Origin of the sequence: uncultured Sphingorhabdus sp. (assembly GCF_937872355.1) — a bacterium.
GTDB lineage: Bacteria > Pseudomonadota > Alphaproteobacteria > Sphingomonadales > Sphingomonadaceae > Sphingorhabdus_B.
Window position 1 is genome coordinate 1 of the sequence record NZ_CALMSV010000033.1, and the last position, 25,968, is coordinate 25,968.

Genomic DNA, 25,968 nt, shown 5'->3' on the forward strand with positions numbered 1-25,968 from the left:
TGGGCGTCGCGATATTGGCACTCGGCCACGATCTGAACCTGCGCGCTTCGCGCTAGTTTTGTTCCGCCGAAACGAGCGACGCGAAGCAATTGCGCACCCATTTATGCACCTGGCGTACCGATGGTTGACGCTGCAAATCGCGGTGAACGGTCAACCATGGGGTTCGTGATGGCGGACTGCTGCCGACATCGATTTGGATAAGGTCCGGATAACGGCGAGCAATCGCCTTGGGCAACAAGGCTGCCCCCGCACCGGATCGTGCCGCCGTTAAAAGGCTTCGGGTGCTGGCGGTGCGCATCACGACATTTTTGCGTAGCCCGATCGAATCGAGCCAATCGAGTTCGGGCAGCCGACCATAACTATCATCATAAACCAGCAATCTTTCGGGCGCTGGCAATCTTTCACCATTGCGGCATGCAAACAGGCCCAAATGCAAGGCTGGCAATTTCTGGATCACCAGGCTTGCTCCTTCGGGACGGATCATACGGACGGCAATATCGGCCTCGCGTCCCGCCAGACTGACGACTGCAGCCTCGGATTGGAGGTGAACCGGAAAATGCGCACCTGCTGCCCATAGCCGATCAAGCCGGGGCGCCAGGACATCGGAAATGACGAACTCCGTCGCCGTTACCCGCACGGGTAGTTCGGCCAGTTCCCCCTGCAGCGCTTCGGCAACGCGCCGGACGCGATCAATCTGGGCTGAAAGCGGTTCTGCGGCGGCTGCAATCTCGCTTCCCGCGCGCGTCAATTGCGCGCCTCTAGTGAAGCGGTCGATCAACCGCAGATGCAGATTGGTTTCGAGTGTTTCGATGCGGCGCGAAATGGTGGAAACCGCAACGCCGCGCTTTTTGGCAGCAGCCGAAAGCGAACCGGTTTTGGCGATGGCAACAAGATCATCAAGTTCGCGCGGATCCAGTGCCAACTGTGCTTCCTTTGCAAATAAGCAATATAGTTTTGCAATCATGCAACTATTGATGTGAAGCTGTCAACGGTAAGCCCCGAACAACTTTTCGGAGCAGAATCCATGAGCAGCAGCATCAACCAACTGACCTTTCTCAAACCCGGAAGCTTTGAATGGCGGGAGGTTGCGGCGCCGAAAATCGAATCGCCCACAGACGCGCTGGTGCGCCCGCTGGTGGTCGCGCGCTGCGATCTTGACCTTTATATCGCCACCGGTTTCGTTCCGATGGCGGGGCCATTTGGTTTCGGCCATGAAATGGTCGGCGAGGTAATCGATGCCGGCGAAGGCGCAGGCGTGCAACCTGGTCGACGTGTCATCGTTCCGTTCCAGATTTCTTGCGGAAGCTGCGACCCTTGTCGGCGCGGCTTCACGGCATCGTGCCGGTCAGTCCCGGCCTATTCGGCATTTGGACTTGGCGGCAATGGGCGAAAGGATTTTGGCGGTGCTATTGGTGACTATGTGAAGGTGCCGTTTGCCGATCACATGCTGGTCCCGGTTCCGGACGCTGTCGACAGCATTGCAGCGGCGAGTGCAGCCGACAATATTCCCGATGGCTGGCGTGCGGTTGCTCCGCAGCTCGCGGAATATCCTGGGGCGTCGGTGCTGATCGTTGCAGGGCTGGCGCAGAGCGTCGGGCTCTATGCTGCCGGAGCCGCCGTTGCTCTTGGCGCGGGGCGCGTACTTTATCTGGATGATAATCCGGATAACCGTGCTCGGGCGATTGCCATGGGGGCCAGTGCCGAACCGCTAGGATTGAACGAGGGCCGGGATCATAAGGAGCAATTCGAAATCGTGGTCGAGGCAGCCGGAACACCGCCGGCATTGGCATTCGCGATCCAGTCTTGCGCGCCCGACGGCATCTTGACGAGCGTATCGATCCATTTGGGGCAAACTACGCCTGTGCCGTTGACCGCTGCCTATTACAAAGGCTTACGATTCCAGACGAGCCGGGCCAGCGCGCGCCGCTGGTTGCCTGACGTGGTCGATTGCATCGCTTGCGGCAAACTGCACCCCGAACATGTCACCCATCGAACTGCAAAATTCAGCGAGGCACCCGACGCGATGCTGGACAACGGACCGAAGCTGATTTTTCTCCCCGATTAGCCTTAGCTTGCCTATTCGTGCCGGAACGCCTAAATTTCCGGCCATGGCGACGCACGCACATCATCATCACGAACATCAGGGCCATGATCTGGCCGATGCCGCCAAGTCTGCGCTGACAGCCGCAGGTGAGCAGTGGACCGATATGCGGGCGGATATCTTCGCCGTGCTCGCGACTTTCGACAAACCTGCCTCGGCCTATGATATTGCCGATCTGGTTTCGCAAAAACGCGGCAAGCGCGTAGCGCCCAACAGCGTCTATCGCATCCTCGACCTGTTTGTGTCGAACAACCTCGCCAGTCGTGTGGAAAGCGCCAACGCCTATCTCGCCAACGCGCACCCGGGATGCCTGCACGACTGCATCTTCCTGATTTGCGACACTTGTGGCAGCGCGACGCATATCGATGATGACAGCCTGACCGGCAATGTCCGTAAGGCCGCCGAGGCGGCAGGCTTCCATGCCGTCCGCCCGGTGGTTGAAGTGCGCGGCACTTGCGCCGACTGCGATTAGATACGCGCTACGGGCAAATAACCCGTTCGACACATCCTCCAAACATCGTTAAAGCTGCCTTGCATGACTGATACACCCGTCACGCCCTTGCTCGACAAGGTCAAGATTCCCGCAGATCTCCGAAAGCTGGAACCTTCCCAACTCCGCCAGTTGGCAGACGAATTGCGTACCGAAACGATCAGCGCGGTCTCGGTTACCGGCGGGCATCTGGGGGCGGGCCTTGGCGTCGTCGAACTGACCACCGCGATCCATTATGTGTTCAACACTCCTGAAGACCGGTTGGTCTGGGATGTCGGCCACCAATGCTATCCGCACAAGATCCTGACTGGGCGTCGCGACCGCATCCGCACGCTGCGCACCGGTGGCGGGCTCTCGGGCTTCACCAAGCGGACCGAGAGCGAATATGATCCTTTCGGCGCGGCGCACAGCTCAACCTCTATTTCGGCCGCACTCGGTTTCGCAATTGCCAACAAGCTGAACGACAAGCCGGGCAAGGCTATTGCCGTGATCGGTGATGGCTCGATGTCGGCGGGCATGGCCTATGAGGCGATGAACAATGCGCAGGCGGCGGGCAACCGGCTGGTCGTCATTTTGAACGACAACGACATGTCGATCGCGCCGCCAGTGGGCGGGCTTTCGGCCTATCTGGCGCGGCTGGTATCGTCGCGGCCCTTCCTGTCTTTGCGTGAAGTCGCCAAGCGCATCTCGCGCAAATTGCCCGAGCCGCTGCATATCGCGGCGCGCAAGACCGACGAATTCGCGCGCGGCATGGCGATGGGCGGCACGCTGTTCGAGGAGCTGGGCTTTTACTATGTCGGCCCGATTGACGGGCACAATCTCGATCATCTCATCCCCGTCCTCGAAAATGTCCGCGATGCGGCAGAGGGGCCGTGCCTGATCCATGTCGTCACCAAAAAGGGTCATGGCTATGCCCCGGCCGAGGCGGCGGCAGACAAATATCATGGCGTCGTCAAATTCGACGTCATCACCGGCAAGCAGGACAAGGGGCCCGGCGGCGGCCCGCCCGCCTACCAGAATGTCTTCGGCGAAACGCTCGCCAAGCTGGCCGAAACCGACGACCGGATTGTGGCCATCACGGCCGCGATGCCGACTGGCACCGGCGTCGACAAGTTCGCGCAGGCGCACCCCACACGCTCTTTCGACGTGGGGATTGCCGAACAACATGCGGTGACCTTCGCTGCCGGATTGGCAGCGCAGGGGATGCGCCCCTTCTGCGCGATCTATTCGACCTTCCTGCAGCGTGCTTATGATCAGGTGGTGCACGATGTCTGCATCCAGAACCTGCCGGTGCGATTCGCGATCGACCGTGCCGGTCTGGTCGGCGCCGATGGCAGCACCCATGCCGGTTCGTTCGATGTCACCTATCTGGCGACGCTGCCCAATATGGTGGTGATGGCTGCCGCCGACGAAGCGGAATTGGTGCACATGACCTATACCGCCGCCTGCCATGACAGCGGTCCGATCGCCTTCCGCTATCCGCGCGGCAATGGCATTGGGGTGCCTCTGCCCGAAGTTCCGCAACGGCTGGAAATCGGCAAGGGTCGCGTCGTGCGCGAAGGCAAGTCGGTGGCGATACTGTCATTGGGAACCCGCCTCGCAGAAGCGCTCAAGGCCGCTGACACCTTGGATGCCAAAGGCCTGTCGACCACGGTTGCCGATTTGCGCTTTGCCAAGCCGCTCGATGAAGACCTGATCCGCCGCCTGATGGCGACGCATGAGGTCGTTGTAACCGTAGAGGAAGCCTCCATTGGCGGCCTGGGTGCGCATGTGCTGACGCTGGCGAGCGATCTTGGCCTCACCGATGCGGGCCTGAAAATCCGCACGATGCGCCTGCCCGACGTCTTTCAGGAACATGATAACCCGCAGAAGCAATATGACGAAGCGGGGCTGAACGCGCCGCAGATTGTCGACACCGTGCTGAAGGCGCTGCGCCATAACAGCGCGGGTGTGGAGGAAGCCGGGGTTCGGGCCTGACCGGCATGGCGCACGACGTTTCGGCTTTGCTCGAGCGTGAAAAGGATGTGCTGCGGCTTCTGCTGGTTGGGCATGACGCGAAAAGCATTGCGCGACACCTCGATCTATCGACCCATGTGGTGAATGAGCGTTTGCGCGATGCGCGACGCAAACTAGGCGTGGGTAGCAGTCGGGAAGCCGCGCGAGTGCTGGCGCTGGCCGAAGCAGACAGTCCCAAAAATTTTGGGGACAAGGAATTTGGATATCCCAAGCCATCCGAAGCGGTGACTGATGTGAAAGCGCAAGTGGGTCACACGCTTGCGCAAACAGGCATCAACAAAGGGATTCTCGTCATGATCGTTTCAGCAACTCTGCTCGCCAGCGCGGCTTTTCTATTTTCGATGAACAGCCCAGCTCCGGCTGGTTCTGCGGCAACGGTTGTTTCAACCTATCCGGTCAACGGATCACAGATCAAGCCGGGTCCGTACAAGCTGACCGTCCGGTTCGATCGGCCAATGGCCCCGGACAGTTTCAGTTTCGTGCAGGTTGACCGGGCGACCTATCCCGAATGCAGCGGAAAACCGGAACAGTCGACAGATGGCAAAAGCTATACACTCAATTGTATCGCGCGCACGGGAAAGCGGCACGAGCTTTGGTTCAATCGCAAACCTTATATGAATTTCCGCAGCAAGGCGGACGCCCAGCCAGCGACACCCTATCGCCTCCGATTTTCCGTGAAACCCTGACTGGGGTTATTGCGGAACAGCTGCCTGTGCGCTTTGCCCGTCACCTTCCGGTGCGGCGATGATGTCGCGGGTGACGGCACCCTTGTTCACCGTTGTTGTTTCGGGGTCGCCCACGGTCGAGCGGATGCCCATTTCGCTGTTGCCTGCCGCGGCTACAACCGCGCGTTCACCGGCGGAGCGGGAGGCATCGCCGCCGAACATCGCTTCGAGGACCTGTTCGGGCGTGTTACCGTCATTCTGGCGCGGCACACCGGCTTGCGCGGGTAGCAACGGATAATCGGGCGGGACGACCAAGGGAGCCACGCGGCTGGTGGTTGCTGCTTGCGGGGCGCTGTCGCCGCGAATGTCAAAGTCATACAGAGCCTGATAGGCGTTGCCGACCGACTGGCAGCCGGAAAGAGCAAGCAGCATCGCGGAGGTGCTGGCAGCAAGGGCGAGATTCTTCTTCATGGCTCTTTTCCGGTCCTTACTGTTTCGGCGCGCCGAACATGGCTTCGAGCATCGCTGCCTTGGTCTCGCCTTCTTGCGGGCGCGCCGCGCCTGGCTGCGGCGTCGGCAGGGTATTGAGATCAGCGGGCACCACAATCGGCGCTGCGCGACCGACGGCGAATTCGTCGGGCCGTTCGCGGTCCAGCACGCTTGAAGTGCCGCAGCCGGAAAGCGCGGTGAGTGCCAGCAGGCTTGCTGATGCTATGATGAACTTGCGCGTCATTTCTACTCCGCTATCCCTTTCCCGCTTGATGCGGGATGAACGCTTATAAATTATCGCCGCCCTTGTCGCGTATCAGGAACGCGCGGGCAAGCAATATCAGCACACCGATGGTGATGCAGGCATCGGCAAGGTTGAAAATCCAGAACGGGCGGAAGCTGCCGAAATGCAGGTCGGCATAGTCGACGACATAGCCATAACGCACCCGATCAACGATGTTGCCCAGCGCCCCGCCCAGCACCATCGCCAGTGCAAGCACATCACCGCGCAATTTCTCGCGCCACATCCATACGCCAACCACGCCCGCGATCAACGCGGTGAGGCCGACGAGCAGCCAGCGTTCCAGCTCGCTCCCCGCCTCCAGAAAGCCCATCGATACGCCGCGATTTTCGGCCCAGTCAGGTCGAAGAAAGAGACGATATGGATCTGCCGCCGGCTTTGCAGCGCCAGCGGGCCGATCATGATGAACTTCACCGCCTGATCGGCAATGAACAGAAAGCTGGCGAGCATCAGGCCCTGCAGGCGGAATTTTGCATTACCCATTCAGCACCTCGTCGCAACGCCCGCAAAGCGCGCCATCCTCTGCCACTTCGGGCAAATGCCGCCAGCAGCGGCCGCATTTGTGGTCGTCCGTCCGCGATACCTCCACGGCCTCGCCGTCGGCCAGTCTGACCTTGGCGGTAATAAACAGCTCGGCGAGTGCTTCGGGTTGCAGGCTGAGCGCCGCTGAAGCGGGCACGGCCACTTCCGCTTCCAATCCCGAACCTACCACTTTCTCGCGCCGCATCGGCTCGATTGCCTCGAGAACCTGAGCGCGCAGCGCACGCAGGGCGGTCCATTCGGTGCCCAGATCGTCATCTTCCCAACGGCCGATTTCTGGCCATTCGAGCAGGTGCACCGAATCCGATCCCGGATAGCGTGACTGCCAGACTTCCTCTGCCGTAAAGACGAGCACAGGCGCTGCGTACCGCACCAACGCGTTGAACAATATGTCCAGCACCGAGCGGTAGGAGCGTCGCTTGTGTGAATCGACGCCGTCGCAATAGAGGCAGTCCTTGCGGATATCGAAGAAGAAGGCAGACAGGTCTTCGTTGCAGAAATCGGTAAGCGCACGGACGTAACTGTTAAAGTCAAAATCATCGACGGCCTTGCGCAATTTGCGGTCGAGATAAGCCAGCTCGCTCAAGATATAACGCTCAAGCGGGGGCAGATTGGCCTCTTGCCGCTCTTCCTCGCTGAACCCCTCCAGTGCGCCGAGCAGATAGCGGAAGGTATTGCGCAGCTTGCGATACTGGTCGGCCACACCCTTCAGGATTTCATCGCCGATGCGGTGATCTTCGGTGAAATCGACCGACAGCGCCCACAGCCGGATGATGTCTGCACCGTTGGTTTCCATTACCTTCAGCGGGTCGACGGTGTTGCCCACCGACTTCGACATTTTCAGGCCCTTGGCGTCCATGGTGAAGCCATGGGTGAGGACGGCGTTGTACGGCGCGCGGCCGCGCGTGCCGCAGCTTTGCAGGAGCGAAGACTGGAACCAGCCACGATGCTGGTCGCTGCCTTCGAGATAAAGGTCGGCGGGCCAGCTTAGCTCGGGCCATTTGCCGCTTTCGAGCGTGAAGACATGGGTGCAGCCCGAATCGAACCAGACGTCGAGGATGTCGAACACCTGCTCATAATCCTCGGCCTTATAGTCCGCGCCCAGATATTCCTGTGCGCGCGCCGCTTCCCAGGCATCGACGCCTTCGGCCTTGATTGCCTCGACAATGCGTGCGTTCACGCCCGCGTCGTTCAGATATTGCCCGGTCTTGCGATCGACAAACAGCGTGATCGGCACGCCCCATGCGCGCTGGCGGCTGAGCACCCAGTCAGGGCGGCCCTCGACCATCGAACCGATGCGGTTGCGGCCCTTTTCGGGGACGAAGCGGACGCGGTTGATTTCGGACATCGCGGTTTCGCGCAGGGTGGATGAGGTTGCCGCGTGGCCGACCTTGTCGGGTCCGTCCTCGACAATCGTCGCCCCTGCGAAGGCAGGGGCCGCCATCGGTTTATCCGTCGCCGGTTGAGCTAGGCCTCCGGCGGCCCCGGCCTGCGCCGGGGCGACGGGTTTATCCATCGGCACAAACCATTGCGGGGTGCAGCGATAGATGACTTTGGCTTTCGACCGCCAGCTATGCGGATAGCTGTGCTGGTAATCCGCGCTGGCGGCGAGCAGGCCGCCTGCCTCGCGCAGGTCGGTGCAAATGGGGCCATCGGGCGCGTTGAATTTGGGGTTGATGACGCTGCCCTGCCCGCCGAGCCAAGCCCAGTCGGCGCGATATTTGCCATCGCCCTCGACCGCGAATTGCGGCTCGATGCCGTGCGCCTTGCAAAGCTCAAAGTCATCCTCGCCATGATCGGGCGCCATATGGACAAGCCCGGTGCCGCTATCAGTGGTGACGAAATCACCGGGCAGGAAGGGGCGGGGCTTGACAAAGAAGCCGCCGAGATGGTGCATCGGGTGGCGGGCAACGGTTCCGGCTAGGTCGGAGCCTTTGATGGTACCGATTTCGCTCGTCGGGCCGTCTACTTCCCAGCTACGTTCCTTCTCAGGGACTTCACCAAGTATTTCAGCCAGTCCTGCTCGTTGGTCGGAACGGACTTGGAAAGCTTGATCCAAATCTTTTGCAACCAAGCAGCGTTTGCCATTTGAAGTGACCACCACATACTCAACATCCGGCCCATAAGCGATCGCCTGGTTGACCGGGATCGTCCAGGGCGTCGTCGTCCAGATCACCGCATAAGCGCCAACCAGTTCGGGGATCGGGCTTTCGGTGATTTCAAACGCCACATCGATCTGGGTCGAGGTGATATCCTCATATTCCACCTCGGCCTCGGCCAAGGCGGTCTTTTCCACCGGCGACCACATCACCGGCTTGGCGCCGCGATAGAGTTGGCCGCTTTCGGCAAATTTCAGCAGTTCGGAAACAATCGTCGCCTCGCTGTCGAAATCCATCGTCAGATAGGGCTTGTCCCAATTGCCGAGGATGCCGAGCCGCTTCACCTGCTCGCGCTGCACATTCACCCAATGCTGGGCATAGGCGCGGCATTCGGCGCGGAATTCCTTGACCGGAACCTCATCCTTGTTGAGCTTTTTCTTGCGATATTGCTCCTCGACCTTCCACTCGATGGGCAGGCCGTGGCAATCCCAGCCGGGCACATAAGGCGCATCCTTGCCGAGCAAGCTCTGCGTGCGGCAGACCATGTCTTTCAGGATATGGTTGAGCGCATGGCCGATATGCATGTCGCCATTGGCATAGGGCGGGCCATCGTGGAGGATGAACTTTTCGCGGCCAGCGCGGGCCTCGCGCAGCTTATGGTACAGCCCGTCCGCTTCCCACTTTGCCAATATGCCCGGTTCCTTCTGCGGCAGGCCAGCCTTCATCGGGAATTCGGTCTTCGGCAGGAAGACGGTGTCTTTATAGTCTTGCTTTTCGGTCATATCGCGCGGGTGCTTAGGGGATTACGCGGCTGGGATAAAGCCAAGAAACCCCTCTCTCCTTGGGAGAGGGACTTACCGCCGCAAGGCAGGCCCCAGCTCCTCAATCCTGTCGACCCAGACATAGCCGTTAAAGCCGCTGGCAATTTCACCATATTGGCGGACATCGGTGAGCCCTTTGATCTTACCATCCGCTACATCCTGCGCGATGATGACCGTTGTTTTCGCATTGGCCATGCGGTCGAGGAAGCGGTTGGGCCAGACCCAGAGGGTGAAGCCCAGTTCATCCAGCGTCAGCAGCATCACGCCATTGGCGCAGCTTTCGGGGACGGAGCCCAACAGCGAACCGCGATAGTCAGCTGCGCATTGACGGGCAGAAGCGACGGTGAAGGCGCGCATCGCCGGGCGTTCGGCTTTTGCAGCGGCAACCGCCGCCTCGTCGCCAATCAGGATATGGCGGCGATCCCCGGCGGGAAGCCTGGCGAGTGCGGGCGGTTCGGGGGCGGCAGCGTTGGGCCGTCGGGACAGTTCGGGGCGCGAGAGACTGTAGGCTGTGGCCGCAACATCGGGGCGCGGTTGCGCCAGATCGGCGGCGCATCTGCTGGCAAACTGGCGCACAGGCACCAGTTTTCCATCGGCCATTTCCACCGGAACGTGCACGGCATCGGCCTCCGCCCCTGCCGCCAGTTGCAACGCCGCCAGATCAGGGCCGACGGCAACCGCGCCATAGCCCGCATTGGCCGCAGACACGCATCCGTCCTCCCCAAGCACCGGCGCAACGCCCTTGTCCGCAACCAGCTTCGGCCCACCCTTAGGCGCGTCGGCCAGCCAGCTGGCATGGATCAGGGTGAAGGCAAAGAAGAGTGCTGTCAGCGCAAGGACGATGATGGTGGTGCCTTTGGAGGCTCTCATGCCTTCAACGCCGCCTTCGCATCTTCGCAATCCTTGGCGATCTGCGCGATCAGAGCGTCGAGGCTGTCATATTTGCCTTCAGGCCGCAGAAAGGCGTGGAATTCGACTTCGATCATCTGGTCATAGATCATCTCGGCGAAATCGAAGAAATGCGGCTCGAGCAATTCCTTGGGCGGCTCGAACTGCGGGCGGATACCGACATTGGCGGCGCCGTCGAGCACGCGGCCATCGGGCAGCTTCCCGCGCACCGCATAGACGCCATAACGCGGGCGCAGATAGTGGCCCATGTCCATATTGGCAGTGGGAAAGCCGAGGTCGCGGCCATTTTTGTCGCCATGCTGGACGACCGCCTCGATCGCGAAGGGCCGGGTGAGGAGGCGCGTTGCCACGTCGCACTCGCCCGCCTTCAAAGCGTCGCGGATGCGGCTGGAGGAGATCACGCCGCCCGCGTCGGTGACTGGACCCACAGTGGTTGCAGTGATGCCATGCGCCGCGCCCAGATCGCGCAGCACATCGGTGTTGCCGCCGCGCGCCTTGCCAAAGGTGAAATCCTCACCAGTGACCACGCCCGAAACGCCCAGCCGTTCGGCCAACAATTTGATGACAAAATCCTCTGCCGTGGTTGCGGCGAGTTCGGCATCGAAATCGAACCCCAGCATCGCATCGGCACCTGCCTCTGCAAACAGCCGCTGCCGCTGCTCAAGCGTGGTCAGCCGGAACCAGGGCACATGCGACGCAAAGAAGCGCACTGGGTGCGGATCAAAAGTGGCAATGATCGCTGGCTTCCCCGCGGCCTTCGCTTGCCGAATGGCTTCGCCCGCCACGGCTTGATGGCCAAGGTGGAAGCCATCGAAATTGCCCAACGCGACCACGGCGCCGCGCAGCGCCTCGGGCATGGGATCGCGGGAGGATAGGCGGGGGATGTTCATGCGGCGGGCGGTGCCTTTGCCATGGGTTTCAGTCCTTCGCGCAGCACGCGGATGGCATTGCCGCCCATCACGGCGCGGATTTCATCGGCGGTGAAGCCTTCGTCCATCAGCGCCTGAGTCACCTGCGCCAGCTTCGAAGTATCGAAACGCACCGTGGTCGCGCCGTCATAATCGCTACCCAGCGCGACATGTTGGATGCCGACCAGATCACGGACATGCTTCATCGCCTTCGCCACCGATTTGGGGCTGGTGTCGCAGATGGCGCCATCCCAATAACCGATGCCGATGATGCCACCGGTCTTGGCGACGCCCTTGATATGCTCGTCAGAGAGGTTGCGGTTGACCTTGCAGGTCGCCTGCACCCCGCCATGGCTGGAGACGACCGGACGGCGCGCCATTGCCAATATCTCGGTGACGCACTGGCGGCTGCAATGGGCGATATCGACAATCATGCCTTTGTCTTCCATCCGCTGGATGACCTCGCGCCCCAGCTGGGTCAGTCCGCCCTTTTTGATGCCATGCATCGATCCTGCGAGTTCATTGTCGAAGAAATGGGTGATGCCCGCCATGCGGAAACCGGCGGCGTAAAGCTTGTCGAGATTTTCGGCCTTGCCTTCGAGGTTTTGCAGGCCTTCGATGGAGAGCAATCCGCCCACCGGGACCGAACGGACGCCCTTGCGTGCGGCAAGCAGGCTATCGATCTTGCTACTCGTATCGACTAGCCGCAATCCGCCGTCGCTATCGCTGGCGGCCTCGGCCAAATGCAGCTTCTTCGAATGCCACAGTGATCGTTCGAGCAGCGAATTCCATGTCCGCACCGGCTGCATCTGCGCGACTGCCAGCAATGTGATGTTATCGCTATCCGCTCCATTGGCGTCGTAATTCTGCCCCTTGGGCGTTTTCGAAACGCTCGAAAAAACCTGTAGCGCGACATTGCCTTCGACGAGGCGCGGCAAATCCATATGCCCCCGCTCGGCGCGCTCGAGCATATCGCGTTTCCACATCAGCGTATCGGAGTGCAGGTCGACGATGGTCAGCGTCTTGTGCAGCGCAATCGCCTCGGCGCTCACTTTGGGCAATGGCTTGCCATCGACCTTGTTCATCGATGCTTCGACATAGCCTGGCGCGATGCCGAAAAAGCCGACCGCGCCTATCAAGAGCAGGGCGACAATCCCCCAGAAAAACTTACGCATGCGCTACCCCTCCTTGCGCACCAGTGTCACGAAATCGAAGGCGGGCGTACTTCCCTCTGCGGGGTGCGATACCCGCGAAGTCTCCTGCCAGTCCTTGCTATCAAACGCCTCCAGCATGGTGTCGCCTTCTGGCTTGGTCTTGACTTCGGTGAGCTCGACCCGGTCTGCCCTGGGAAGGAACAGGCGATAGATTTCAGCTCCGCCGATAATGCAGACATGCGGACCATTGGCGAGTTTCAGCGCGCCCTCGACCGAATGCGCGACTTCCGCGCCTTCTTCTGCCCATTCGGGGTCGCGAGTCAGTACTATATGGCGGCGCCCTTCGAGCAGCCCTGGCAGGCTGTCAAAGGTCTTGCGTCCCATGATCATCGGCAGGGTCTTGGTCACCTGCTTGAAATGCCTGAGGTCCGCCGGGATACGCCAGGGCAGGTCGCCATCGGCGCCAATCACGCCATTATCGGCACGCGCCACCACCAGGATGATTTCGGGATGATTCATGCCGCTGCTTTGCCCAGTCGCTTCCGGCCTGACAAGGCCTATCGATAGAGCCGCGTTACATGGCCCATTTTGCGACCGGGGCTGGGTGCGCCCTTGCCATAAAGATGGACGTTGGCGTCGTCGTCCGCAAACAGGCGCTCCCAATCATTGGCATCATCGCCGATGAGGTTTTCCATCTCCACCCGATCAGCCGTAAGGTCTGTCGCACCTAAAGGCAGGTCGCACACCGCGCGAATATGGTTTTCGAACTGACTGGTGGCGGAGCCTTCGATCGTCCAGTGGCCGCTATTGTGAACGCGGGGCGCCATCTCGTTGAACAGCGGGCCGTTGGCAGTGGCGAAAAACTCCATCGTCATCACCCCGACATATTCCAATTCTTCAGCCGCCGCCGCCGCCAGCTTGCGCGCTTCAGCCTGCTGGTCTTCGATTAGCGGTCCGGCGGGCAGTGTCGAATGCGCCAATATTCCGCCTTCGTGCCGGTTGCGCGGGCTGTCCCAGAAACGGATTTCGCCATTGGTGCCCCGTGTCAGAATCACCGAAAATTCGGCGTCGAAGTGGATCATGGCTTCTGCAATTGAAGGTTGGCGACCGACCTGCGCCCATGCTTCTGATATGTCACGTGGCTCGCCGACGCGGGCCTGGCCCTTGCCATCATAACCCATACGGATGGTCTTCAATATCGCGGGAAAGCCCACTCTTTCAAATGCGGCACTGGCATCCTGCCGTTCGCCGACAATTTCGAAGGGTGCGGTCTTGCCGCCCAGGCGACTGGCGAAAAGTTTTTCCTCAACCCGATCCTGCGCGATTTCCAGCGCCCTGATATTGGGCCGGATTGGTGTGCCCGCTTCGATGACGCGCAAGGGCGCTACGGGCACATTTTCAAACTCATAGGTAATGACATCGCAGCTATCGGCAAAGGTCGAAAGTGCGGCGACATCGTCATAAGGAGCGCAAGTAAATTCGGCGGCCACTTCGGCTGCGATCGAATTTTCCTCGGGGGCATAGATATGGCAGCGATAGCCCATCTGCGTCGCAGCAATGGCAAGCATTTTTCCCAATTGCCCGCCGCCCAATATACCAATGGTGGAGCCCGGCGGCAGCTTCGTCATTCGGGGGTCTCGCTGACTGATTCGGTTTGCGCCGCGCGCCAGGCGTCCAGACGCTCTGCCAATTCCGGGTCGCTGGTGGCTAGCATCGCTGCGGCGAGCAAGCCGGCATTGGTTGCCCCCGCTTTGCCTATGGCCAGCGTTCCAACCGGAATTCCGCCGGGCATTTGAACTATGGATAAGAGGCTATCCATACCGTCAAGCGCGCGCGACTGAACGGGTACGCCCAGCACCGGCAGGCGGGTCATCGACGCAACCATGCCGGGCAGATGGGCTGCCCCGCCGGCACCTGCGATGATGCATTTCAGCCCGCGGTCGACAGCGTTTTTGGCGTAGCTTACAAGCCGGTCGGGCGTGCGGTGCGCCGACACCACCTTGCACTCATGCGCAACGCCGAGGGCTGCGAGCACAGACGATGCCTCGCGCATGGTTTCCCAATCCGAACGGCTGCCCATGATGATGCCGACCAATGGTGCTGTGCTATCCACCTGATGTCCCTGATTTGCCCTTCTGTTCCGAGGACTAGCTCTGTAGCGACGCCTTTCCGCAAGCGCAATTGCCGAAGGCAGAATGCGTCAGAGACGTAAATAGTTGCAATTTATTCAGAAATACACTGTATGCGCAAAAAACAACGGCTATCCGGGTCGCAAAACATAACCGGGGCCAAGATGCTGAAGCGCAACGATCAAATTTCTCCTGCCAATGCGAACGATCGCAGCGATGCGCTTGTGCGCGAAAATTTGCATCTGAAAGCCCGTGTGGCCGAGTTGGAACGGCTGGCAACAATCGACACGCTGACGCCCTTGTTCAACCGTCGCTATCTTATGCAGGAACTTGATCGCTGGTGCTGGCGCGCGCACCGTTATGGCGGGACTTTTGGACTTCTCTACCTTGATGTCGACCGGCTGAAACAGGTAAACGACACGCATGGCCATGTCGCTGGTGACAATGTGCTTTGCGCGATTGCGGAGGCGCTGTCTTCCGCGACGCGCAAATCGGATGTCGTTGCGCGCATGGGTGGTGACGAGTTTGCCGTTTTGCTCGATTCGATTTCGGCAGAAAAGCTTGCAGAAAAGGCAGAGTCAGTCCGCGCACTGCTGACAGCGCTGCCAGTGAAGACAGCCGGGCCGACTTTGAAAATTGACGTGTCGGTTGGCCATTGCCTCATCGAGTCCGGTTCGCGTGCCAGCGAGGTTCTCATCGAGGCAGACCGTACCATGTATGCAGACAAACGCTCCAAATATGGAGAGGACGCGCGTTAGTTTTTAACGCTCTGACAGATAATAGCGGTCGGTCGCGTTCAGCGCATCATCCAGTTCGTAAACAATCGGCTGCCCGGTGGGGATTTCAAGGCCGGTGATTTCGGCATCCGAAATACCCGACAAGTGCTTTACGAGTGCGCGCAAGCTGTTGCCATGGGCTGAGATCAGCACGGTTTTTCCGGCTTTCAGTTCGGGCGCTATCACGCCTTCCCAATAAGGTAGCACGCGGGCGATCGTATCCTTCAGGCTTTCGGTATTGGGGATGGCGATGCCGGCATAGCGGGGGTCTTTTGACAGGTCATAGGGCGAATCGGCGTCGAGCGGCGGCGGCGGAATGTCGAAACTGCGGCGCCAGATATGGACCTGCTCGTCGCCATGCTTCGCTGCCGTCTCGGCCTTGTCGAGGCCGGTCAGGCCGCCATAATGGCGTTCGTTGAGGTGCCAGTCCTTGGTGACGGGCAGCCACAGGCGGCCCATCGCCTCCAGCGCGAGATTGAGCGTCTTGATCGCGCGGGTCTGCACGCTGGTAAAGCAGGTGTCGGGCGCAATGCCTTTTGCCTTCATCAGCTCCCCTGCGGCCCAGGCCTCCGCCGCACCCTTTTCGGTGACATCAACATCCCACCAACCGGTGAAGCGGTTTTCCAGATTCCATTGTGACTGGCCGTGGCGGATAAGGATGAGCTTGGGCATGGGAGTGTCCTTTGAGCAGGTGGTGCTTTCAGCGCGCGCTTAGGGCGGTCCGCCCTCGGACGCAAGCCTCAGGGCAGCCCGATAATCGCTAACAGACCATCATAATAATCGCGGTAATCGGGGTGGATTTCTACCGGATACAGCCAGCCGCCAAAGCTTGCCCAATAGGCCAGCACCACCGGGACGGCACTCCACGCCGCGATCCGGGCCGCTTTTTCTTTCCCGTTGAAATGCAGGATCGCGCCCAGATGTGCCCCGACCGACAGCACGGCTAGGGCGTAATAGGGATAGAAATAGCCCTGCATTTTGGCATGTAGCAACGGACCGGACACCCAAAGGAAGTTGGTGTCCAATCCGGCACCGTAGCGGGTGTAAAGCGCGGCGCCGCTGTGCGCGACAATGAAGTAAGCGAGGTAAAAACCGCTCGCCAGCTGCAGCTTGGCCCAGCGGCTCTTGCCCGGTTCGTGCCAGCGACGCAGCGCGAGGCGGATACCGAGGCCGATCTGGAACAGCAGGGCGGCGATGAGCAGTGGCTCGACGAGCGGGTTCCGATAGATCCACTGCACCGATTTCTGCGCCGCATTATGCGCCTCCGGCCCGGCGAGCGCGAACAGATGCACCGCAAGATGGGTGAAAAGAAAGAGCGCGATTACGCCCCCGGTAATGCGGTGCAGCTTGCGGGTCATGGGGCTTTTTCCTTGAAATAGCGAATCAATATGGATATTAAATATCCGAAATAAATCGCCGCCGCAAGCAGGGGCGGCGAACATAGGTCAGGTGGTTCCGGATGAAGATGAACAAGGGTGTCGAATGGGCGGTCCACGCCTGCGCCTTGCTCGCGCCTTTGGGGGCGGGAAGGGGCCTCAGTCTCGCGGCGCTCGCCGACTATCATGGCGTGCCCTTGCCCTATATGGCAAAGCAGATGCAGCTGCTCAGCAAGGCCGGGATCGTCCGCACCAGCCGTGGCCATACCGGCGGCTATGCACTCGCCAAAGCGCCGCAGGAGATCAGCCTTTGGGATATCAAACAGGCGGTCGATGGCAACGCACCCGCCTTTCGCTGCACCGAAATCCGCCAGAAGGGGCCATGCGCCATCCCGCGTGCCGAATGTCGTGCACCTTGCGCCATCGCCGCCGCTTTTAGCCGTGCCGAAAATGTCTATCGCGATCTGCTGCGCGAAATCCGGCTGAGCGATATCCTCTCCGATGTAACCGGGGAGGGCAACGCGCAGCACATGCTCGAAATGCTCCGCTGGTATGAAGCCAATGTGACGGTGCTGCCCGAGAAAAAGCCTAAAGCGCCAGCGTCATGAAGCGGCTGAACGGGTCTTCCTTATAGTCCGCAAAGGGCCCGCAATATTCAAAGCCATAGCGCAGGTAGAGACCATGTGCGGCATCGAAGGCCGGGCCGGAACCGGTTTCAAGGCTCAGCCGATTATAGCCCCGCTGCCTCGCCGTTGCGATGATATGTTCGAGCATCGCCGCAGCCGCGCCCTTGCGGAGTTGATCCGCATGGGTCCGCATCGATTTGACTTCTCCGTGGCCGGAATCGATTTCCTTCAACGCGCCGCATCCCATCAGCGCATCCTCATCCCACACCGACCAGAAGGTTACGCCGGGCCCCTTCAGCCCCTCAAAATCGAGGAAATGGCAGCTATCCTTGGGCGAATTGGCGAGCATCCCGGCGAAATGCACTTCGAGCAGTGCGCGGATTTCGGGGCCGGAAAGATCGTCTTCGATGATGTGCATATTTGCAATGCGCCGCGTCGCTACCAACTTAGAAAAACATTTACGGTATCGGCAACGGCGTTGCCAACTGCGTCGCGGGCTGGCGAATATGTGGTCTTTTGCATCAAGGTGTTGCACACAAGCGCATCAATGCCATCATCATATGTTGGCGATACCAATTGACAACTTTCAGGGCGACCATCGGGAAGGACTTTTACCCATGCGGCAAAGCTTCGTGCGTCTCTTAATTTCCTGACCTCTGTTGCTATGCCGATGGACTCCAGACTAATCGGACCATTTCGCTTGGCTCGCACTTTAGGTGTGCTCTCAACGGTACCGCCTTCAGCAAAAGTTGTTATTCGCAATCTGAGTTCGTAGCTCAGCTGTGCAGAGATGGTTCGCTCTATGCGTTTACCATCTGCACCAAGTGCCGGGTAGAGGCGCACTGTGCGCACCAAATGCGGGCAGGCATGACCGTCTAATTCGGCAAGGCCGCTGGTGCCATCAACCTCGCAATGTTTGATTTTTCCGGCTACATCCACCGTCAAGTTCAGCGGGACTACGCCTTCTTTGTCCGCTTTCAGTGCTTTAGGGGGGTAGGGACCCTGCTGGATGTTCGAATTGCGCCAATCAAACCCTTCGGGCCGGAAGACATCCGCAGTTGGCGCAGGAGCCATCAACGAAAGGCCAAGTTGCGGGTGGATCAAGTCGCCATTTCTGGCTTCCCATTCGCTGCCCAAATGCCCTTTGGGAGGGCTTTTTGATAGCGCTTGCGCGTTGCCGGAAATGGCGAATACAGCTAGTAGCGACAATATTCGGATCGACATCAAACCATCTCCGCCAATGTCGCTAGGCACTCCCGAGCCAGCAGCTTGCAACGCTCAGGCGACCATCCCTGTTCGGGATCGTTGGCGCCGATGGTGTCCTTGAAGGGCATCTCCAGCGTCATGCTCACGCAGCCATGCGACGGGCCAAAGCGCTCGGCAAGCTGGTTGGTCGACATAGTAAGGTTGGCTTTGCCCGGCCCTGAAATGCCATAACCAAGCTTGGTCTGGAAATCAGGGGTGCGTTCGGCGAGGCGGTTGATGAAGCGGGTGTAGCGCTCGCCTTGCGCGTCGGCCCAGCTGGGGATGCCTTCAAAGCCTGCCATGAAGGCGGCGGGGATAGCTTCGTCGCCATGCACGTCCATCGCCCAATGCACACCGGTGGCGTCCATCGCGTTGCGGATGGCGAGGACTTCGGGGCTGCGCTCGGCGCTGGGCTCGGCCCATTCGCGGTTGAGGTTCACCCCGACATAGTTGGTGCGCAGATGGCCACGGCAGCTGCCGTCAGGGTTGCAATTGGGCACAACATGGATGCGGCATTTTTCGAGCAATTTGCGCGTGTGCGGGTCGCTGGGGTCGGTGAGCATGTCGAGCGCGCCTTCCATCCACCATTCGGCCATGCTCTCACCCGGATGCTGACGGGCGTAGAGCCAGACCTGCATATCGCCATTGCCCATTTCGAGGCAGTCGATCGGCTGGCCTTCCAGGCTGGTGCCCAAGCAGCGATAGTCGACGCCTTCGCAGGCCGCAGTTTCGGAGACGAGGTCGTAGTGCCGCTCCATCGAATAAGGCGCGAAATAGGCGAACCAGGCGAGGCCCGAAACGCTGGTGTAGCGAATGGTCAGCGTGCCGCCGTCTTCGGTCTTGTCATAGCTGGTCTCGGCGCGCGCCCAATAGTCGCGATCTTCGGAAACGCAGGCGCGGTAATCGGGCCAGCCGCCGGGATAGGCGCTTTTTTCGAGGCCAGTGATCCGCAGGACAAATTCCTCACCCGCTTCGGCAACGACGCGGAAATGGAACCATTGGAAGAAGTCCGAATCCTTGTCCTTGCGGATGGTGAGGTTGGCGGTCGCGCCATCGATCGAGTGGACAACGATATTGCCGCTGTCGAAGGCGGCGTTGATGCTGTGAATTGTCATATAATATCTTACCGTAGCCCTGAGCCTGTCGAAGGGCGCTTCTATGCTGAGAGACGTCCTTCGACAAGCTCAGGACTTCGGTGAAAAATGTCGTCAGGGAACCGTAACCGTTTCGCCGTTGGTGCCCGGGAAATCCTTAAACAGCGCCTCGGCCAGTTTTGATGAGGCGATCCCCGGCTGGGCAGCGGGCGAATTGAGCGCGCCGCGCTGCACCGCGCGACCTTCCCAGATCACCAGATTGTCGGTGGTGCGCAGGATGCGAACGTTCAATGTGGTTTCAATGCCGCGCTGGTCTCCCAACGCATTGAGGTTGACGCCTACCCCCATGCCGACGCCCGATCCATAGCTGCCCGTCGATCCACCGACACCCACCGAAACCGGGCTACGATCATTACCGCGAAATTCGAAGCGATTGACCGAAACTTCGGCGACGACATCACCCTGATCGAGCGCCTGCGTATAGCCGACGCGCAACATCTCCCTCTGCACGGCTGCAAGGTACGGTGAGAGTTTCAAGCTGTCGCCAGCAGCGGCATCGCCAGGAGTGACCGAAAAGCTGCCCTTGCCATAGACAATGCCCTCGGCAACGCGATTGAAGCGGGTGACTTCAACCGGGCCGGTTGGTATCATGCAGGCGGACAGCGCGAGCGGCAGGAGGAGGAGCGGAGCTTTGCGGAACAGGTTCATGACCAAACCCTATCGCGTTCGCCCGAAAGCCGCAATGGTGCTTGACTTTGCGCCGACTCCCCCATAGAGGCGCGCCTTCAATTCCGGCCAATGGCCCCAAGATTTACGGAACAGTTCGATGAAGATCGTCAATTCTCTCAAGTCCCTCAAGGGCCGTCACCGCGACAACCGCGTGATTCGCCGTCGTGGCCGCACTTATGTGATCAACAAGACCAACCGCCGTTTCAAAGCCCGCCAGGGCTGATTCGCCGGATTGGCAGGCATGCCCGGCATGCCGGCAGCAACCGCCCCGGAAAATCCGCGGGCGGTTTTTTGCGTTTGAGCTTGGGAGGGTTTGATGATTCGGGCGGTTGTGTTCGATGTCGGACGGGTGCTGGTACAATGGGAATTGCGCACGCTGTTCGAAAAACTGATCGACGATGAAAGCGAACTCGATTGGTTCCTGCAAAATGTCGTGACCCCCGAATGGCATTTCCAGCACGATGCTGGCCGTCCGCTCGCGGAGATGGTTCCCGAACGGCAGGCGCAATTTCCGGACTATGCTGCGCATATTGATGCCTATGCCACGCGCTTCAACGAAACCATCCCCGGGCCGGTGGCTGGGTCTTATGAAATTGTCGAAGAGCTGGCGCGCCGCGATGTGCCGTTATTTGCAATCACCAATTTTGGCGCCGAATTCTGGGCCATGTTCCGCCCAACGCAGCCGATCTTCAATCACTTCCGCGACATTGTTGTGTCCGGCGAAGAGCGGCTTGTGAAGCCCGATGCCGAGATCTACCAGTTGGCGCTGCGTCGCTTTGGATTGGCAGAGGGCGAGGGGCTGTTCATCGACGACAACCTGCCCAATGTCGAAGCCGCGCGCGCCAACGGCTTCCACGCCCATCATTTCATCGATGCACCGACGCTGCGGGTTGAGTTGGCCGCGCTGGGGCTGCTCTAGCAAAAAAGCGGGTTTGGCCTACTTCCCTTAGCGCGCAAGCTGTGCTTAAGGCCCTTTCGACTCCGCCATCGAAAGGACGCTTTTTCCATGAACATCCATGAGTATCAGGCCAAGGAACTGCTCGCGAAATTCGGCGTTGCGGTGCCCAAGGGCATTGCCGCGCTTTCTGTCGAAGAAGCTGTGGCTGCTGCCAAGCAGCTTCCCGGGCCGCTCTATGTGGTGAAATCGCAAATCCACGCCGGCGGTCGCGGCAAGGGCAAGTTCAAGGAACTGGGTCCGGATGCGAAGGGGGGCGTACGTCTGGCCAAAAGTGTCGAAGAAGTCGAAGCACATGCGAAGGAAATGCTCGGCAACACGCTGGTCACAATCCAGACCGGGCCTGAAGGCAAGCAGGTCAACCGGCTTTACATTACCGATGGCGCAGACATTAAGCAGGAATTCTATCTTGCGCTTCTCGTCGATCGCGCGACCAGCCGCATTGCGGTTGTCGCTTCGACCGAAGGTGGCATGGACATTGAAGAAGTCGCGCACAACACGCCCGACAAGATCCACACCATTACTATTGATCCCGCAACCGGGCTTCAGCCGCACCATGGCCGAAGCGTTGCCAAAGCGCTGGGTCTGACAGGCGATCTGGCGAAGCAGGCTGCCAAGGTTCTGGCTGGCCTCTATTCGGCATTTCTCGGTTGCGATGCCGAACAGATCGAAATCAACCCGCTCGCAGTTTGCGAAGGTGCCAATGGCGACGAACTGCTGGTACTCGACGCCAAGGTCGGCTTCGACGGTAACGCCATGTTCCGCCACAAGGATTTAGCCGAACTGCGCGATCTGACCGAGGAGGACCCGGCCGAGGTCGAAGCCAGCGAATATGACCTCGCTTACATCAAGCTCGACGGTAATATCGGCTGCATGGTCAATGGCGCAGGCCTTGCCATGGCGACGATGGACATCATCAAGCTGAACGGCGAATTTCCCGCCAACTTCCTCGACGTAGGTGGCGGCGCCAACAAGGAAAAGGTGACCGCAGCGTTCAAGATCATCCTCAAGGACCCTGCGGTGAAGGGCATCCTCGTCAACATTTTTGGTGGTATCATGAAGTGCGACATCATCGCCGAAGGCATCGTTGCTGCGGCGAAGGAAGTGAACCTCTCGGTTCCGCTTGTCGTCCGTCTCGAAGGCACCAATGTGCAGCAGGGTAAGGATATCCTCGCGAACAGTGGCCTGCCGATCGTTCCTGCGAACGACCTGGGCGATGCCGCGAAGAAGATTGTCGCCGAGGTTCGCGCGGCTTGAGAACGACGCCCTCTCTCCTTCAGGGGAGAGGAGCGAGACTTGGCAGCTTGCTGCCTAGTCGCAGTGGAGAGGGGCTGATCTCGCGCCGGAGACCCCCCTCTCAAGACTTGCTAGGAAACAAGTTTCCAAGCCAAGTCTTTCTCTCCCCTGAAGGAGAGAGACTGCCTACTTGACGTTAACGTAAACGTCATTCATAGGGCGCCAGTTTTTGGGGCTATCCTGCCCCGTAAGTTGAGTCGGTTTGGAAAGGGAGAGACCCATGAAAATCCTCGTCCCCGTGAAACGGGTGATCGACTATAATGTGAAACCCCGCGTGAAGCCGGATGGCACGGGTGTGGATCTGTCGAACGTCAAAATGTCGATGAACCCCTTTGATGAAATCGCTGTCGAAGAAGCGATCCGTCTGAAGGAAAAGGGCGCAGCGACCGAAATCGTTGCGGTCTCGATCGGCCCCGACAAGGCGCAGGAAACGCTGCGCACCGCGCTCGCCATGGGTGCGGACCGTGCGATCCTCGTGGTTGCCGAAGATGTAGAACCGCTTGGCGTTGCCAAGATCCTTGCCAAGATTGTTGAGGAAGAGGCCCCCGGCCTCGTGATCCTCGGCAAGCAAGCGATTGACGACGATTCGAACCAGACGGGCCAGATGCTGGCTGCGCTCACCGGTCGTCCGCAGGGCACCTTTGCGTCGAAGGTCGAAGTTAAGGGCGATGCGGTTGAAGTGACCCGCGAAGTCGATGGCGGCCTTGAAACTGTATCCTTGAAGACTCCGGCGATCGTCACCACCGACCTTCGCCTGAACGAACCGCGCTATGCATCGCTGCCGAACATCATGAAGGCAAAGTCAAAGCCGCTCGCGCAGAAGACGCCCGCCGATTATGGCGTCGATGTCAGCCCGCGCCTGAAGACATTGAAGGTTGCCGAACCGCCGGTGCGCAGCGCCGGTATCAAGGTTGCCGATGTTGATGCGCTTGTCGCCAAGCTCAAAGAAATGGGAGTCGCAGGATGAAGACGCTCGTTTATGTCGAACATGACAATGCCTCGATGAAGGATGCGACGTTGGCCGTCGTGACTGCCGCTTCGCAGCTTGGCGAAGTGCACGCTCTGGTTGCCGGCCACAATTGTGGTGCGGTTGCCGATGCGGCTGCCAAGGTTGCAGGCGTTTCCAAGGTGCATGTCGCCGATAACGCCGCTTATGCCAACCAGCTCGCTGAAAATGTCGCACCGCTGGTTGCCGAATTGATGGGCCATCATGATGCGGTGCTGTTCCCCGCGACCGCACATGGCAAGAACATCGCTCCGCGCGTCGCTGCCCAGCTCGACGTGATGCAGATCAGCGATATCCTCTCGGTTGAAAGTGCCGATACCTTCACCCGCCCGATCTATGCCGGTAACGCTATCGCAACCGTGCAGTCCTCGGACGCGAAGAAGGTGATTACCGTTCGCGGTACCGCCTTTGCCAAGGCTGAAGCTAGCGGCGGCAGCGCGGCGGTCGAAGCCGTTTCGGGCCCCGGTGATGCCGGCACCTCCAGCTTCGTTGGCGCCGAAATCGTCAAGCTGGAACGCCCCGAACTGACCAGCGCGAAGATCATCGTTTCGGGCGGTCGCGCGCTCAAGGACGGGCCGACTTTCGAAGCGACCATCTTCCCGCTTGCTGACAAGCTGGGCGCCGCTGTCGGAGCGTCGCGCGCTGCGGTCGATGCGGGCTATGTCCCCAACGACTATCAGGTCGGCCAGACCGGCAAGATCGTCGCCCCCGAAGTCTATATCGCTGTCGGCATTTCCGGCGCGATCCAGCACTTGGCTGGCATGAAGGACTCAAAAACCATCATCGCCATCAACAAGGACGAAGACGCCCCGATCTTCCAGGTCGCGGACATCGGCCTTGTCGGCGATCTTTTCAATGTGGTACCGGAACTTACGAGCAAGCTCTGAGGGAACACATATATGGCGAGCCGATCAGGAACATCAGGGTCGGACAGCGCAACCAATCATGCCGGGGCTGAACGCTCCGGCATTTTTGTTGACCTTTCCGCGCAAAAACGAACAGATGAAAGTCGCGCACTGACGCTGGCGGGCGTTGCCCGCGATGCCCGGCTCGACCGACAGTTTCTGATCCTGATCGCGCTGGCATCGGCAATTGCTACGCTTGGCTTGCTGCAAAGTTCGACAGCTGTGGTCATTGGCGCCATGCTGGTTTCGCCGCTGATGGGGCCAATCATGGGGGTCGGATTTGGCGTTGCTACCATCGATCTTGGGCTCATCCGAAGGTCGCTGGTTACGCTTGCCGCTGGTATGGCGTTGGCGGTGTTGGTGGCGATGTTTATCATCCTGATTTCACCTATTCAGGATGTAACCCCTGAATTGCGGGCTCGCACACAGCCGACATTGATGGATCTGGGCGTGGCAGTCGTTGGCGGTATAGCTGGGGCTATCGCCATCATTCGCAATATGAGTGGTGTCATGGTCGGCGTGGCGATTGCCACCGCGCTGGTACCGCCGTTGGCAACGGTTGGCTTCGGCATCGTTACCGGTCGGGCCGATTTTGCCACTGGTGCCGCCTTGCTGTTCCTGACCAATACGCTCGCCATTGCCTTTGCGGCAACGATTGTCGCCCGCATCAACCGTTTCGGGCCATCGCTGACCCCGCAACATACGGCAGTGCAACTGGTTGGCATCATTGCCACTCTGGGCGTGCTGTCGATTCCATTGGCGATCTCGCTCGACAATATTGGTCGCGAGGTGCGGGCTCGGGCGATCGTCCAATCCGAACTGGCGGGGCTGTTGCAGCCGCGCGATCGGATAGAAAATCTCAACGTGAGCATCGCCGGTGACGATGTTTCGGTTGAAGGTGTGGTGCTGGTGGACAAATTCACACCATCCCTTGGTGACAAGCTCGCCAAGACGAGTGGACAGCGCCTTGGTCGCGAAGTGCTTGTCGATCTGGCGCAGGTGAAACGACAGACGAATGCGGCGGAAGAGTCGCAGGATCGGCTCAATAGGCGCATCAGCGCGCTTGAACAACGTGATGCCGAGGTCGAGGCAATCCTCTCCAGTTTGACCGTCGGAGGTCTGATTGAACGTGATAGCATTCTGTTCGATGCGCAGGCGCGGCGTGCCATCATCAACCGCGATCGCGGTGCAGAAGCTGGCGAAGTGGCTGCCGCGAAGGACCGCATCGTGACTGAGGCACAATCACGTTTCCCGGGCTGGCTGTTGCAAAGCGCCAATCTTGAAGGTGCGACTAGCGCCAGCGAGGCAGCGCCTGAAGTGAACAATGAATGAGGAGCG

At 59.8% G+C, this 25,968-nt stretch carries 28 protein-coding genes and 1 pseudogene; 12 read left to right on the forward strand and 17 right to left on the reverse strand.

Annotated features, from left to right (window positions below):
- Nucleotides 1-52 precede the first annotated feature (52 nt).
- A complete protein-coding gene (locus Q0239_RS01395) occupies nt 53-922 on the reverse strand; it encodes a LysR family transcriptional regulator (protein ID WP_298597213.1) in 870 nt (289 codons plus the stop codon).
- Between the two features lie 102 nt (nt 923-1,024).
- On the opposite strand from Q0239_RS01395, the gene Q0239_RS01400 reads away from it, so the two are divergent.
- The 4 genes from Q0239_RS01400 (at nt 1,025) to Q0239_RS01415 (ending at nt 5,293) form a co-directional block, all read left to right on the forward strand.
- A complete protein-coding gene (locus tag Q0239_RS01400) occupies nt 1,025-2,065 on the forward strand; it encodes an alcohol dehydrogenase catalytic domain-containing protein (RefSeq protein WP_298597216.1) in 1,041 nt (346 codons plus the stop codon).
- A gap of 43 nt (nt 2,066-2,108) precedes the next feature.
- Nucleotides 2,109-2,573 (forward strand): Fur family transcriptional regulator, encoded by a 465-nt coding sequence (locus Q0239_RS01405; RefSeq protein WP_298597218.1) that lies wholly within the window; start codon nt 2,109-2,111, stop codon nt 2,571-2,573.
- Nucleotides 2,574-2,636: 63 nt separating this feature from the next.
- Nucleotides 2,637-4,568 carry a 1-deoxy-D-xylulose-5-phosphate synthase gene (dxs, locus tag Q0239_RS01410; RefSeq protein WP_298597221.1) on the forward strand — a complete coding sequence of 644 codons (1,932 nt, stop codon included), beginning with the start codon at nt 2,637-2,639 and terminating at the stop codon, nt 4,566-4,568.
- Between the two features lie 5 nt (nt 4,569-4,573).
- The gene (locus tag Q0239_RS01415) at nt 4,574-5,293 is read left to right on the forward strand and encodes a helix-turn-helix transcriptional regulator (protein ID WP_298597223.1); all 720 of its coding nucleotides are present in this window, start codon (nt 4,574-4,576) and stop codon (nt 5,291-5,293) included.
- Between the two features lie 6 nt (nt 5,294-5,299).
- On the opposite strand, the gene Q0239_RS01420 is transcribed toward Q0239_RS01415, so the two are convergent.
- From Q0239_RS01420 to purE, 10 genes and pseudogenes are all read right to left on the reverse strand, one after another.
- The gene (locus Q0239_RS01420) at nt 5,300-5,743 is read right to left on the reverse strand and encodes a DUF3035 domain-containing protein (RefSeq protein WP_298597226.1); all 444 of its coding nucleotides are present in this window, start codon (nt 5,741-5,743) and stop codon (nt 5,300-5,302) included.
- 16 nt (nt 5,744-5,759) lie between these two features.
- Complete coding sequence (locus tag Q0239_RS01425; protein WP_298597229.1) at nt 5,760-6,005, reverse strand: DUF3035 domain-containing protein; 246 nt, start codon at nt 6,003-6,005, stop codon at nt 5,760-5,762.
- A gap of 43 nt (nt 6,006-6,048) precedes the next feature.
- Nucleotides 6,049-6,545, reverse strand: a pseudogene (gene lspA, locus Q0239_RS01430) (signal peptidase II).
- Nucleotides 6,538-9,483 carry an isoleucine--tRNA ligase gene (gene ileS, locus Q0239_RS01435; RefSeq protein WP_298597231.1) on the reverse strand — a complete coding sequence of 982 codons (2,946 nt, stop codon included), beginning with the start codon at nt 9,481-9,483 and terminating at the stop codon, nt 6,538-6,540. Before ileS ends, lspA begins: the two are co-directional and overlap by 8 nt.
- A 72-nt stretch (nt 9,484-9,555) precedes the next feature.
- Entirely contained in the window at nt 9,556-10,392 is an 837-nt protein-coding gene (locus Q0239_RS01440) for a hypothetical protein (protein ID WP_298597234.1), read from the reverse strand.
- Nucleotides 10,389-11,315, reverse strand: coding sequence for a bifunctional riboflavin kinase/FAD synthetase (locus Q0239_RS01445; protein WP_298597339.1), 927 nt, complete (start codon nt 11,313-11,315; stop codon nt 10,389-10,391). The genes Q0239_RS01440 and Q0239_RS01445 overlap by 4 nt, the downstream gene beginning before the upstream one ends.
- Nucleotides 11,316-11,317: 2 nt before the next feature.
- Complete coding sequence (locus Q0239_RS01450; protein WP_298597237.1) at nt 11,318-12,514, reverse strand: dipeptidase; 1,197 nt, start codon at nt 12,512-12,514, stop codon at nt 11,318-11,320.
- A 3-nt stretch (nt 12,515-12,517) separates the two neighbouring features.
- Nucleotides 12,518-13,012: a dihydrofolate reductase gene (locus Q0239_RS01455; protein WP_298597240.1), complete on the reverse strand. Its 495-nt coding sequence runs from the start codon at nt 13,010-13,012 to the stop codon at nt 12,518-12,520.
- A 38-nt stretch (nt 13,013-13,050) separates the two neighbouring features.
- The gene (locus Q0239_RS01460) at nt 13,051-14,121 is read right to left on the reverse strand and encodes a 5-(carboxyamino)imidazole ribonucleotide synthase (RefSeq protein ID WP_298597243.1); all 1,071 of its coding nucleotides are present in this window, start codon (nt 14,119-14,121) and stop codon (nt 13,051-13,053) included.
- Complete coding sequence (gene purE / locus Q0239_RS01465; protein WP_298597340.1) at nt 14,118-14,573, reverse strand: 5-(carboxyamino)imidazole ribonucleotide mutase; 456 nt, start codon at nt 14,571-14,573, stop codon at nt 14,118-14,120. The genes Q0239_RS01460 and purE overlap by 4 nt, the downstream gene beginning before the upstream one ends.
- 162 nt (nt 14,574-14,735) lie before the next feature.
- Here purE and Q0239_RS01470 point away from each other — a divergent pair, with 162 nt between their 5' ends.
- On the forward strand, nt 14,736-15,380 hold the full coding sequence (locus tag Q0239_RS01470) for a GGDEF domain-containing protein (protein ID WP_115549848.1): 645 nt from the start codon (nt 14,736-14,738) through the stop codon (nt 15,378-15,380).
- Between the two features lie 3 nt (nt 15,381-15,383).
- Here Q0239_RS01470 and gpmA read toward each other — a convergent pair whose 3' ends face one another.
- Both gpmA and Q0239_RS01480 read right to left on the reverse strand, forming a co-directional pair.
- Complete coding sequence (gene gpmA / locus Q0239_RS01475; RefSeq protein WP_298597252.1) at nt 15,384-16,070, reverse strand: 2,3-diphosphoglycerate-dependent phosphoglycerate mutase; 687 nt, start codon at nt 16,068-16,070, stop codon at nt 15,384-15,386.
- A 68-nt stretch (nt 16,071-16,138) separates the two neighbouring features.
- Entirely contained in the window at nt 16,139-16,756 is a 618-nt protein-coding gene (locus Q0239_RS01480) for a hypothetical protein (RefSeq protein ID WP_298597255.1), read from the reverse strand.
- A gap of 101 nt (nt 16,757-16,857) precedes the next feature.
- On the opposite strand from Q0239_RS01480, the gene Q0239_RS01485 reads away from it, so the two are divergent.
- On the forward strand, nt 16,858-17,382 hold the full coding sequence (locus tag Q0239_RS01485; protein WP_298597259.1) for an Rrf2 family transcriptional regulator: 525 nt from the start codon (nt 16,858-16,860) through the stop codon (nt 17,380-17,382).
- On the opposite strand, the gene Q0239_RS01490 is transcribed toward Q0239_RS01485, so the two are convergent.
- The 4 genes from Q0239_RS01490 to Q0239_RS01505 all read right to left on the reverse strand — a co-directional run bounded on the left by Q0239_RS01490 (nt 17,363) and on the right by Q0239_RS01505 (nt 20,447).
- Entirely contained in the window at nt 17,363-17,818 is a 456-nt protein-coding gene (locus Q0239_RS01490; RefSeq protein WP_298597262.1) for a GNAT family N-acetyltransferase, read from the reverse strand. The genes Q0239_RS01485 and Q0239_RS01490 overlap by 20 nt on opposite strands.
- Nucleotides 17,819-17,838: 20 nt before the next feature.
- The gene (locus Q0239_RS01495) at nt 17,839-18,537 is read right to left on the reverse strand and encodes an energy transducer TonB (protein WP_298597265.1); all 699 of its coding nucleotides are present in this window, start codon (nt 18,535-18,537) and stop codon (nt 17,839-17,841) included.
- Nucleotides 18,538-18,623: 86 nt separating this feature from the next.
- The gene (locus Q0239_RS01500) at nt 18,624-19,760 is read right to left on the reverse strand and encodes a M14-type cytosolic carboxypeptidase (protein WP_298597268.1); all 1,137 of its coding nucleotides are present in this window, start codon (nt 19,758-19,760) and stop codon (nt 18,624-18,626) included.
- A 93-nt stretch (nt 19,761-19,853) separates the two neighbouring features.
- The gene (locus tag Q0239_RS01505) at nt 19,854-20,447 is read right to left on the reverse strand and encodes a DUF4136 domain-containing protein (protein ID WP_298597271.1); all 594 of its coding nucleotides are present in this window, start codon (nt 20,445-20,447) and stop codon (nt 19,854-19,856) included.
- 118 nt (nt 20,448-20,565) lie between these two features.
- Between Q0239_RS01505 and ykgO the strand changes: the two genes are divergently transcribed.
- The 6 genes from ykgO (at nt 20,566) to Q0239_RS01535 (ending at nt 25,962) form a co-directional block, all read left to right on the forward strand.
- On the forward strand, nt 20,566-20,691 hold the full coding sequence (gene ykgO, locus Q0239_RS01510; RefSeq protein ID WP_029724010.1) for a type B 50S ribosomal protein L36: 126 nt from the start codon (nt 20,566-20,568) through the stop codon (nt 20,689-20,691).
- A 93-nt stretch (nt 20,692-20,784) separates the two neighbouring features.
- Nucleotides 20,785-21,387, forward strand: coding sequence for an HAD family phosphatase (locus tag Q0239_RS01515; RefSeq protein ID WP_298597275.1), 603 nt, complete (start codon nt 20,785-20,787; stop codon nt 21,385-21,387).
- Between the two features lie 87 nt (nt 21,388-21,474).
- On the forward strand, nt 21,475-22,680 hold the full coding sequence (sucC, locus tag Q0239_RS01520) for an ADP-forming succinate--CoA ligase subunit beta (protein WP_298597278.1): 1,206 nt from the start codon (nt 21,475-21,477) through the stop codon (nt 22,678-22,680).
- 259 nt (nt 22,681-22,939) lie between these two features.
- Entirely contained in the window at nt 22,940-23,686 is a 747-nt protein-coding gene (locus tag Q0239_RS01525; RefSeq protein ID WP_298597282.1) for an electron transfer flavoprotein subunit beta/FixA family protein, read from the forward strand.
- Nucleotides 23,683-24,612 (forward strand): electron transfer flavoprotein subunit alpha/FixB family protein, encoded by a 930-nt coding sequence (locus tag Q0239_RS01530; protein WP_298597285.1) that lies wholly within the window; start codon nt 23,683-23,685, stop codon nt 24,610-24,612. The genes Q0239_RS01525 and Q0239_RS01530 overlap by 4 nt, the downstream gene beginning before the upstream one ends.
- Before the next feature lie 12 nt (nt 24,613-24,624).
- The gene (locus Q0239_RS01535; protein ID WP_298597288.1) at nt 24,625-25,962 is read left to right on the forward strand and encodes a DUF389 domain-containing protein; all 1,338 of its coding nucleotides are present in this window, start codon (nt 24,625-24,627) and stop codon (nt 25,960-25,962) included.
- The last annotated feature ends 6 nt before the right edge of the window (nt 25,963-25,968 follow it).

Bases quoted from the DNA above. Each gene is read 5' to 3' on its own strand.
- Q0239_RS01415 (WP_298597223.1), top strand. From the start codon at position 4,574: ATGGCGCACGACGTTTCGGCTTTGCTCGAGCGTGAAAAGGATGTGCTG.
- Q0239_RS01420 (WP_298597226.1), bottom strand. From the start codon at position 5,743: ATGAAGAAGAATCTCGCCCTTGCTGCCAGCACCTCCGCGATGCTGCTT.
- Q0239_RS01450 (WP_298597237.1), bottom strand. From the start codon at position 12,514: ATGCGTAAGTTTTTCTGGGGGATTGTCGCCCTGCTCTTGATAGGCGCG.
- gpmA (WP_298597252.1), bottom strand. From the start codon at position 16,070: ATGCCCAAGCTCATCCTTATCCGCCACGGCCAGTCACAATGGAATCTG.
- Q0239_RS01470 (WP_115549848.1), top strand. From the start codon at position 14,736: ATGCGCAAAAAACAACGGCTATCCGGGTCGCAAAACATAACCGGGGCC.
- ileS (WP_298597231.1), bottom strand. From the start codon at position 9,483: ATGACCGAAAAGCAAGACTATAAAGACACCGTCTTCCTGCCGAAGACC.
- Q0239_RS01515 (WP_298597275.1), top strand. From the start codon at position 20,785: ATGATTCGGGCGGTTGTGTTCGATGTCGGACGGGTGCTGGTACAATGG.
- Q0239_RS01425 (WP_298597229.1), bottom strand. From the start codon at position 6,005: ATGACGCGCAAGTTCATCATAGCATCAGCAAGCCTGCTGGCACTCACC.
- Q0239_RS01530 (WP_298597285.1), top strand. From the start codon at position 23,683: ATGAAGACGCTCGTTTATGTCGAACATGACAATGCCTCGATGAAGGAT.
- Q0239_RS01440 (WP_298597234.1), bottom strand. From the start codon at position 10,392: ATGAGAGCCTCCAAAGGCACCACCATCATCGTCCTTGCGCTGACAGCA.
- Q0239_RS01485 (WP_298597259.1), top strand. From the start codon at position 16,858: ATGAAGATGAACAAGGGTGTCGAATGGGCGGTCCACGCCTGCGCCTTG.
- Q0239_RS01405 (WP_298597218.1), top strand. From the start codon at position 2,109: ATGGCGACGCACGCACATCATCATCACGAACATCAGGGCCATGATCTG.
- Q0239_RS01455 (WP_298597240.1), bottom strand. From the start codon at position 13,012: ATGAATCATCCCGAAATCATCCTGGTGGTGGCGCGTGCCGATAATGGC.
- Q0239_RS01505 (WP_298597271.1), bottom strand. From the start codon at position 20,447: ATGAACCTGTTCCGCAAAGCTCCGCTCCTCCTCCTGCCGCTCGCGCTG.
- Q0239_RS01460 (WP_298597243.1), bottom strand. From the start codon at position 14,121: ATGACGAAGCTGCCGCCGGGCTCCACCATTGGTATATTGGGCGGCGGG.
- dxs (WP_298597221.1), top strand. From the start codon at position 2,637: ATGACTGATACACCCGTCACGCCCTTGCTCGACAAGGTCAAGATTCCC.
- Q0239_RS01500 (WP_298597268.1), bottom strand. From the start codon at position 19,760: ATGACAATTCACAGCATCAACGCCGCCTTCGACAGCGGCAATATCGTT.
- Q0239_RS01480 (WP_298597255.1), bottom strand. From the start codon at position 16,756: ATGACCCGCAAGCTGCACCGCATTACCGGGGGCGTAATCGCGCTCTTT.
- purE (WP_298597340.1), bottom strand. From the start codon at position 14,573: ATGGGCAGCCGTTCGGATTGGGAAACCATGCGCGAGGCATCGTCTGTG.
- sucC (WP_298597278.1), top strand. From the start codon at position 21,475: ATGAACATCCATGAGTATCAGGCCAAGGAACTGCTCGCGAAATTCGGC.
- Q0239_RS01400 (WP_298597216.1), top strand. From the start codon at position 1,025: ATGAGCAGCAGCATCAACCAACTGACCTTTCTCAAACCCGGAAGCTTT.
- Q0239_RS01525 (WP_298597282.1), top strand. From the start codon at position 22,940: ATGAAAATCCTCGTCCCCGTGAAACGGGTGATCGACTATAATGTGAAA.
- Q0239_RS01490 (WP_298597262.1), bottom strand. From the start codon at position 17,818: ATGCACATCATCGAAGACGATCTTTCCGGCCCCGAAATCCGCGCACTG.
- ykgO (WP_029724010.1), top strand. From the start codon at position 20,566: ATGAAGATCGTCAATTCTCTCAAGTCCCTCAAGGGCCGTCACCGCGAC.
- Q0239_RS01535 (WP_298597288.1), top strand. From the start codon at position 24,625: ATGGCGAGCCGATCAGGAACATCAGGGTCGGACAGCGCAACCAATCAT.